Origin of the sequence: Streptomyces calidiresistens (assembly GCF_014141525.1) — a bacterium.
Classification (GTDB): domain Bacteria; phylum Actinomycetota; class Actinomycetes; order Streptomycetales; family Streptomycetaceae; genus Streptomyces; species Streptomyces calidiresistens.
Genome location: NZ_VKHS01000193.1, coordinates 1 through 7,785, shown reverse-complemented (window position 1 = coordinate 7,785; position 7,785 = coordinate 1). Strand labels below are relative to the sequence as shown.

Below are 7,785 nucleotides of genomic sequence, written 5' to 3'. Positions count from 1 at the left end.
GCGCAGCATGGCACCGAGGTGCCCGGCGTCGGGAGGGGGTCCGTCGGGCTGGGGGTAATGCTTCCAGAACGTGACGGTGTGGGTCCCGGTGGAGAAGGGCTGCGGGACATCGGCGGGCTCGGTCGCGGGAAACCCCCGGGCGCAGAGCCACCGGGTCAGGGCGATGGCCCGTTCGAGGGCCTGTCCCTGGTCCGCGCCGCCGACCCTCACGACCGTGGCGGCCTCGGGCAGCAGGAAAACCGTCGTCGCGTGCTCGTGCAGGCGGGTGAGCGAGCGGTGCGGGAGCCCGGCGGCGAGGCAGGCCCGGCGGGCGGCGGACTCCGGCGAGGCCGTGGTGGTCATGGCAGGGGAACTCTCCGTGCGGTGTCGATCGCCTGGAAGCCGCGGACGGCGTCGGCCAGTTCGCGTGCCGTTCGGTTGCCGGCGAGCCGCGGCTGCTGAAGCAGCGTACCGACCCGCCGCATCGCCACGCCGATCTGTCGAATCCGTAGGCCGGTGGGCATCCGCAGGAGCCGCTCCAGATGGTCACTGCCGGAATCCGGGTCCCCCATGCCCAGCCGGGCGGTCACGATGTCGACCCGTGCCAGGGCCTCGTCACCGTAGGAGCGGTCCTCCGGCGAGCCGTGCTCGTAGAGTGCCACGGCCCTCGACGCGTGCCTCTCCGCCGGGGCGAACTCGCCGAGGAGCGCGTACGTGCTGCCGATGTAGTACTCCTGCTTGGCTTCGGGGAACGTCAGCAGCCCGCCGATCTGGGTGAACTCGTCCACGCGCGGTTGCTCCTCCCGCGCTCTCCTCAGCTCGTCGAGGGCGGCCAGGGCGGTCTCGCGGTCGCCGACACGGGCCGCCGCGCGGGCGGTGATCGCGGCCGTGCGGATGCGTGTCTCGCCGGGCGGGGCGAGGGCGGTGGCTTGGCGGATGTGCTTCAGGGCGGCGGGCTTGTGGGGAGACCATTCGGCGATGAGGGCGGCCGTGCCCTTCGTCCACGCCTGAAGACCGGGATGGTCCGCCAGTTGCGCGCACGTCCACGCGGCGCGGATCTGATCCATGGCCGGGCGAGGAGCGCCGAGGTTCTGGGAGGCGTGGGCGAGGAGAAGGCAGCTGGTGCCCGCGAGCAGGAACAGCTCGCGGGTTTGCCGCGGCGGCTGCCGGCATTCGAGGAGGGAGAAGGCCCGGTCGCGGGTGGCGAGCAGGTCGGTGAACAGGGGCGGCAGGGGAGTGTGCACGTAGTCGGTGGCGATGGCGGCGATGTCGTAGGCCAGGGACTCCAGGTCGTCCTCGCCGACGCAGCCGGCGCTCATCGACTCGGTGAAGGACAGGGATCGGGAGGCCGCCCGCACGGCCAGGCCGTGGAGATCGGCGGTGGGCGCCTCCGTCCCCCGCGGTTCCGACGGCGCGGCCGGCGCCGTCACGGCCGTCACCGCCGCTTCCGGGCGCTCCGGTGCCGAAGAGCTGGGCAGGGGGAAGAGCGCGTCCGGGGCTCCCGCCCCGCGAAGGAACCGTGTGACCTTGTCGATGCTGGTCAACCGGCGCGCGCCGGATTCGAGCATCGACAGGAAGCTCTGGCTGAGGCCGGTAAGCCGGGCGAGGTCGCTCTGGCGGAGTCCGGCCTTCCGTCGGATGAGGACGCTGGCCTCGCCGAAGTCGCAGGTGGCGATGGCCTGTCGAACAGCCGGGTCACTCCACACGAGGTCCGGGATGGTCGGGAGCGGCGCCGGAACGTCCTGTACGCCGCGCGAGCAGGAGGCGCACCGCTCTTCGTCGTTGTACCGGCTCAGTCGACATCCACAACCTGTGCACGAGCGCACGTGGTACGGCATGGTCACCCCCGGGCTTTCCGGCACACGAGCGTAGGCCGCAGGCGGCGCGGGACCGTATTTCCCCTGTCATACGACTCCGTGAGGAGCCGGGACTTCCCGGGACGCCATCACCACGGAAGGCAGACGGGTCGGCCCATCATCACCCCGGCGATATCGCCCGGCGAATGTGTGCTCCGGTTCCCGAATCGGCACAGTGGGGCTGTCCGCACCCGTCGCGGACGGCCCCTCCGGAAGACCGTCATGGAGTGATCGATGCCCACTGCCACCCGTGCCGGAATGCCCTGGCACGTGCAGCTCGTCGAGTACCCGCCGCCGCTGACCGGTGGACGCGCCGACATCGTCCAGACGGGTTCCCGGCTCGGCATGTGCACGCTCGACGACATGCGGAAGCTCGGTCTTCCCGTGGGCCCGGTGCTGTACTGCGCGACGCACCTGCTGCTGCACATCCCGGTGGAGGCCGGCACCGCGCACCGCTGGCACGTGCCGCAGACCCTGTGCCGGCCGGGCTCGACCTCCTGTGTGGTGACGGGGCCGGAGACAGGGGGCGGAAGATGCCACCGCATCTGGATGACTCCCCATGACTCCACCCACGGCCGCACGAGCGCCTCGGACCTTCGGCACCGGCTGCTGGTCATGCGATCGGCTCTGGCGACCGGCAGAGCGGCGTGAAGCGTGTGCCCCCTGCCCGGCCGATCCCCGGGGCTGTCGGGGGCGGGTGGTGTTACGCGCCGCCCGAGGCTATGGCGGCCATCAGGCCGGGAACGTCCTTGAGGTCCGGCAGGACGATGTCGGCCCCGGCCCGGGTGAGCTGTTCCGGGGTGGTGGTGCCCGAGGCGACGCCGATGACCCGGGCGCCCCCCTCGATGCCGGTGCGTACGTCTTCGAGTGAGTCCCCGATGATCACGGTGTTGGCGCGGGTGAAGACCGTGCCGTGCCGACGGTGGGCGTTTCGCTGGGCAATGGCCACCAGGGCGGGGCGGTGGGGGTCGTCGGAGGAGTAGCCGCCGAGGTCGGCGTCCAGAAACCGGTCGAGCCCGAGCGTGGTGAGCTTGATGAGGGCACTCGACCTGAGGTTGCCCGTGACGACGGTCGGTATCAGGTCGGGGCGCTCGTGGACGGCCCGAAGAGCCTCGACGGCGCCCGGCAGGAGGATGCCGCGCTCCCTGATCGCCGCTCGGTGCCCGCTCAACCGGGTCGGGAGCTGCTCGATCATGCGGCGGGTGAAGTCGGCGATGTCCTCTTCGGCCACACCGTTGTCGCGCAGGAAGCCCTGGATGGCGAGCGGCATGGTCATGCCGGTGCCACGGGCCGGAAAGACGGTCGCCGGGCGCCCCACGACATCGGCGAAGGCTTCCCGGTACACCTGCCGGTCGAAGTCGCCGACGTAGAGCAAGGTGCGGTCGATGTCCCACAGGACGAGCGTCGGGGCGGGGGCGGTGGTCACGTACGGCCTTCCGTGAGGGGCAGGGTGGCGATGACGCGTTCGGTCAGGTCCCGGGCGGGTGGCGTGTCCCGGTACGGGGCCAGTTCCTCCGCGATGTCCTCGAGATGATCGCGCAGGCGTGCCGACCGGAGGCGCTCGGCGAGAGTGAGCGCGTCGTGGGCGGTGGTGCAGCCGGCCTCGAGATCCCCGTTCCTGATGTGGGCGATCGCGGCACGGGACATGATCAGGGCGCGGGTGCGGGCCTCGGCGGGATTGTGGGCCTCACGGGCACGGACGAGGCTGTCGAGCGCCGGAGCGGGCTCCCCGAGATCGAGGTGACAGCTTCCGGCCTGGCTGTGGATCTCGCCGTCCTGCATCCAGTACAGCCAATGGGGATCGTGCTCGGAGCGCCCCCTGGAGCAGTGCTCGGCGGCCTGCCCGAGGGCCTTGAGGGCGGCCTGCCGTTCGCCGAGTTTCGCGTGGCCCCGGGCCTGACGGGTCAACAACATGGCGTGAAGGGCCGGGGCGTCGAGGTGCCTGATCTTCTCGCGTGCCGCCCGGGCCGCGATGACGGCGTCACGCGGACGGCCGGTGGAATATCCGTGGATGGCCAGGTAGGACAGGGCGCCCGCCCCGAGCCGCACATCGGCGCCGGCGTGGGCGGCGCGTAGCGCTCCGAGCAGGTAACGCTGGGCCGCGACCGGGTGGCCGGAGTCGAAGGTGAACCATCCGGTCTGGGCCGCCGTGTCGGCGGTGATGGCCGCGAGGCGACGACCGGTGGCCTCGCGGTACGAACCCTGCCGGAGAAGCCTCAGCAGGACGTTCAAATGGGCTTTGCCCAGATCCGCCAGTGCGCCACTGCCGTCGCTCGCGTCCATGAGACGCAGGTGGTCCGTGGTGGCCTGGAGGTGGTCCAGCAGGGAATCGGGGATCCGGGCGCCGGCGACGGCCCGTTCCAGGGGCTCGGTCTCGGCGGTGCTCCAGTGGTGGATGTAGGCGGTCAGGGCGAGACCCGTCGCTGTGAGGAAGTTCCGGCGTTCCATGGTGGGGCCTTCCACGGCGTCGGTCAGTGCCATCACCATACGGTGAGCGGTCCACGGGAGGGACGGGTCCGTCGCCCCGCTGTCGTCCGTCGAGTCGGCCAACCGCGTGGGAGGCATCCGGCCGGGGAGATGGACAGCGACCAGGTCGGCAGGAGCGGAGACGCCGTCGAGGAACGCCGCGACCTTGTCGATGTTGGTCAGGCGTCGCGTGCCGGACTCCAGCAGGGACAGGAAGCTCTGGCTGAGGCCGGTGAGATCGGCGAGGTCCTGCTGCCGGAGCGTGGCGAGGTGCCGAATCCGACGGCTGAGCCGGCCGAAGTCACCGGCGCGCAGGGCGTCGAGCACCCGGGGGTCCTGCCACACCCCGTCCGGGACCACCGGGACGGGAGACGGCGCCGCAGGGGCCGTGCGCGCGCAGGAGGCGCAGGAGGTGTCGGGGTTGTAGCGGCTGAGTCGGCAGCCGCATCCCGGACATCGTCGCTCGCCCCCCGGCATGGTCTGCCTCCCGCGTCGGTTTCCCGCCGCCGGGACCGCTCAGGGTGAAGTCCCGGATCACTCCAGTGATATCACCGTGCGGATGTGCGCGTGCACCCAATCGCCATCACTCTTGTCGCTCACTCAACCCACCAGTCGGCCCGGGCTTGGCAGGGCCGCGCGAGGAGTACAAGAGAGGCGACGTTGATCGGCTTCACCCGCCACAGCACTCACCCGGGTCGTCCGCGTGGTGTGCGAAGGCCCCGCCACCAGAACCCGCACCGTTCGGTACGTGCCCTTCACCGTCCCGGTTCCGTGCCGGTGGAGCGGTGATGTCGACCCTCGGGCAGAACATCGTGCCGTGGACGCTCGCGCTGTTGTTCTTCTGCGCGGCGGTGGCGGGGGGATGGGGTTGGAGGCTCTCCCGGGAGCGTCGCCGGCCGCTGGAGCGGGAGGTCCGTCGGCAGCGGGAGGCCCTTCGCGCCCGGGACGAGGAGCTGTGTCACCTGCTGCACCACCGTGCTCCCGCACGCATCGCGGCGACGAGCGATGGCGGCGGAACCGATCCCGGCCCACTCCACCCGAAGGTGGCCGACACGGGATTCGGTGAGGCGCTGGACGGGGTGCTGCGTCTGTTCGACGACGCGGCCCGCCGGGCGGAGGAGAACACGCAGGGCCTGCTGCTGGCGGTGGCGCGCAAGCTGCAAGGGCTGGCGAACACCCAGCAGGTGAAGCTGACGGAGATGACCCGTCGGCACGACGATCCCGACTTTCTCCAGGATCTGATGGACATCGACCACACCACCGCCCAGATCCTGCGCCGGGCGGTCGGTATCGCCGTCGTCTGCCAGGCCTGGCCGGGTCGGCAACACAACGCCACCCCGGTGTACGACGTGGTGCGGGGCGCGGTGGGCCGGATCCTGGACTACAAGCGGATCCACATCGCCCGGGTGGAGGACAACCGGGCCGTGGACGGGCGCGCGGTGGAGGGCCTGGTCGTCGCGCTCGCCGAGCTGTTGGAGAACGCCACCCGCTATTCGAGCCCCGCCACGATGGTGCAGGTCCACCTCCAGCTCACGTACAACGGGCTCGCCATCGTGATCGAGGACGCCGGTGTCGGCCTGAACGCGGCCGACCGGGAGAGAGTCGCGCGACTGCTGAACCAATCGGACTTCTCCATCGCCCACCTGGGAAGCCCGCCCCAGTTCGGGTTGGTGGCCTGCGGCGCGCTGGCCCGCCGCTACGGCTTCGGGGTGAGCGTGGACTCCGGCTCCGCCTTCGGCGGCGTTCGGGCCGTCGTCAACGTGCCCAGCGCCCTGCTCACGGAAGCCCCGCTCACCCCGCCCCCACCCGGTTCTCCCGGCACGCCGGCCGCGCCCGTACCGGCGGACACCGGAGCCGGCGCCCGGCCGGTCCGGGACACCACGGCCGGCGGGCTCCCCCGCAGGCGCCGCACCCGGTCGGACGCCCCGCCGGGCCACCGGGACGAAGCCGGACAGCAGACCCTGCCGGCACCCGATCAGGCTGCGGCCTCACTCGACGCGTTCGTGCGCGGCAGCCGGAGCGCCGCCGCGGCCGGTCCACCCCACGAAGAAGGGAGCACGGAATCATGACGCACAACCGAGACGCCTGGATGCTCAAACAGGTTCTGGAGCAGCCCGAGGTCTACGACGCGATCCTGGTGTCGGCCGACGGCCTGGTGACCGCCCACTCCGACGGACTGGACCGGGACAAGGCCGACCGGATCGCCGCCGCGCTGTCGGGGGTGCAGTCGACCAGCAGCCAGACGGCGGCGTTCTGCCGGGTGACGAAGGACGCCTGGCAGCAGAGCCTGGTGCAGTTCAAGGACGGCTTCGTCATCACCATCCCCGCCGGCGACGGGGCGTATCTGGCGGTCGCGGCCTCGGGCTCGGCGGACATCGCCCAGATCGGCTACCGCATGCACGAGGTGGTGGGCCAGCTCGGTGGCCGGATGAACGCGGAGCCTCGCCAGGACACCGGCAACCCGGCATGAGGCCGCGGCGACGGCAAGACCTGGTGCGGCCGTTCGTCCTGACCGGCGGGCGGGCGAGGCCCACCCGGAACACCCACGTGCTCGACGTGGTCACGATGGTCACCGCGACCGGCGACCGACCGTTGTACGGCCTGCAACCCGAGCAACTGGCCATGATCGAGGCCTGCCGTGACGGCTATTTGGCCGTGATCGAGGTGGCCGGTCACACCGGGCTGCCCCTGACCCTGACCCGGGTTCTGCTCGCCGACCTCCTCGACACCGGCCACCTCGTCACCCGGGTGGCCGAACCCCCCGCCGCGACGAACCGCGCCGCCGAACCCACCGACGTCGACATCCTGGAGAGGTTGCTGCATGGCCTCAAGGCTCTATGACGGCATCCATGTGCGCGACAGCGTGCAGATCGCCGCGAAGTTGATGGTCGTCGGCCCGTTCGGGGTGGGCAAGACAACGCTGATCGGCGCCGTCAGCGAGATCGAACCGCTGCGCACCGAAGAGCGCATGACCCGGGCCGGAGCGGCCGTCGACGACCTCTCCGGAATCCGGGACAAGACCACCACGACCGTGGCGCTGGACTTCGGTCGGCTCACCGTCGACGACTCACTGGCCCTGTATCTGTTCGGCACACCCGGCCAGGAGCGGTTCGCCCACCTGTGGCAGGACCTGGCCCGTGGTGCCTACGGCGCCCTGGTGCTCGCCGACGCCCGTGACCTGAGCAGGTCCTTCGAAGCCCTCAATCTGGTCGAGCGGTACGGACTGCCCCACGTGGTCGCCCTCAACGTCTTCCCCGACACGCCGGATCACCCCGCCGCCGAACTGCGGGAAGCCTTCGACCTCGCCCCCGGCACGCCACTGCTCACCTGCGACGCACGCGACCGCGCCTCCGCCAGGGACGCCCTGATCCGTCTCGTCCAGCACCTGTACGACCGTCTTACGGAGGCACCGTGACCACCCCGCCTCACCCCCACCCGCCCGGACCGCCGCCGGGGTGCCCCGCACACCCCGGCCCCTCGGCCC

8 protein-coding genes and 1 pseudogene are annotated in these 7,785 nt (G+C 71.5%); 5 read left to right on the top strand and 4 right to left on the bottom strand.

Going from position 1 to position 7,785, the window contains the following annotated elements:
* Both FOE67_RS10675 and FOE67_RS10670 read right to left on the bottom strand, forming a co-directional pair.
* A pseudogene (locus tag FOE67_RS10675) lies at nt 1–342 on the bottom strand (aminoglycoside phosphotransferase family protein); the annotation flags it as partial.
* Entirely contained in the window at nt 339–1,685 is a 1,347-nt protein-coding gene (locus tag FOE67_RS10670; RefSeq protein WP_323384674.1) for a helix-turn-helix domain-containing protein, read from the bottom strand. The gene FOE67_RS10670 and the pseudogene FOE67_RS10675, both read right to left, overlap by 4 nt.
* 384 nt (nt 1,686–2,069) lie before the next feature.
* On the opposite strand from FOE67_RS10670, the gene FOE67_RS10665 reads away from it, so the two are divergent.
* Nucleotides 2,070–2,486 (top strand): SAM domain-containing protein, encoded by a 417-nt coding sequence (locus FOE67_RS10665; protein WP_182662938.1) that lies wholly within the window; start codon nt 2,070–2,072, stop codon nt 2,484–2,486.
* Nucleotides 2,487–2,538: 52 nt separating this feature from the next.
* Here FOE67_RS10665 and FOE67_RS10660 read toward each other — a convergent pair whose 3' ends face one another.
* Entirely contained in the window at nt 2,539–3,261 is a 723-nt protein-coding gene (locus FOE67_RS10660) for an HAD family hydrolase (protein WP_182662936.1), read from the bottom strand.
* Entirely contained in the window at nt 3,258–4,778 is a 1,521-nt protein-coding gene (locus FOE67_RS10655) for a helix-turn-helix domain-containing protein (protein WP_182662934.1), read from the bottom strand. The genes FOE67_RS10660 and FOE67_RS10655 overlap by 4 nt, the downstream gene beginning before the upstream one ends.
* Nucleotides 4,779–5,089: 311 nt before the next feature.
* Here FOE67_RS10655 and FOE67_RS10650 point away from each other — a divergent pair, with 311 nt between their 5' ends.
* From FOE67_RS10650 to FOE67_RS10635, 4 genes are read left to right on the top strand one after another with little or no spacing between them, the layout of a single operon-like run.
* On the top strand, nt 5,090–6,370 hold the full coding sequence (locus FOE67_RS10650) for an ATP-binding protein (protein WP_182662932.1): 1,281 nt from the start codon (nt 5,090–5,092) through the stop codon (nt 6,368–6,370).
* Entirely contained in the window at nt 6,367–6,771 is a 405-nt protein-coding gene (locus FOE67_RS10645) for a roadblock/LC7 domain-containing protein (protein ID WP_182605244.1), read from the top strand. The genes FOE67_RS10650 and FOE67_RS10645 overlap by 4 nt, the downstream gene beginning before the upstream one ends.
* A complete protein-coding gene (locus tag FOE67_RS10640; protein WP_182605245.1) occupies nt 6,768–7,142 on the top strand; it encodes a DUF742 domain-containing protein in 375 nt (124 codons plus the stop codon). Before FOE67_RS10645 ends, FOE67_RS10640 begins: the two co-directional genes overlap by 4 nt.
* Nucleotides 7,123–7,716, top strand: a complete 594-nt coding sequence (locus FOE67_RS10635) for a GTP-binding protein (protein ID WP_182605246.1) — start codon at nt 7,123–7,125, stop codon at nt 7,714–7,716. The genes FOE67_RS10640 and FOE67_RS10635 overlap by 20 nt, the downstream gene beginning before the upstream one ends.
* The last annotated feature ends 69 nt before the right edge of the window (nt 7,717–7,785 follow it).

Excerpts from the sequence above, each read along its gene's own strand:
- FOE67_RS10655 (WP_182662934.1), bottom strand. The coding sequence starts at position 4,778 with ATGCCGGGGGGCGAGCGACGATGTCCGGGATGCGGCTGCCGACTCAGC.
- FOE67_RS10665 (WP_182662938.1), top strand. The coding sequence starts at position 2,070 with ATGCCCACTGCCACCCGTGCCGGAATGCCCTGGCACGTGCAGCTCGTC.
- FOE67_RS10650 (WP_182662932.1), top strand. The coding sequence starts at position 5,090 with ATGTCGACCCTCGGGCAGAACATCGTGCCGTGGACGCTCGCGCTGTTG.
- FOE67_RS10645 (WP_182605244.1), top strand. The coding sequence starts at position 6,367 with ATGACGCACAACCGAGACGCCTGGATGCTCAAACAGGTTCTGGAGCAG.
- FOE67_RS10640 (WP_182605245.1), top strand. The coding sequence starts at position 6,768 with ATGAGGCCGCGGCGACGGCAAGACCTGGTGCGGCCGTTCGTCCTGACC.
- FOE67_RS10635 (WP_182605246.1), top strand. The coding sequence starts at position 7,123 with ATGGCCTCAAGGCTCTATGACGGCATCCATGTGCGCGACAGCGTGCAG.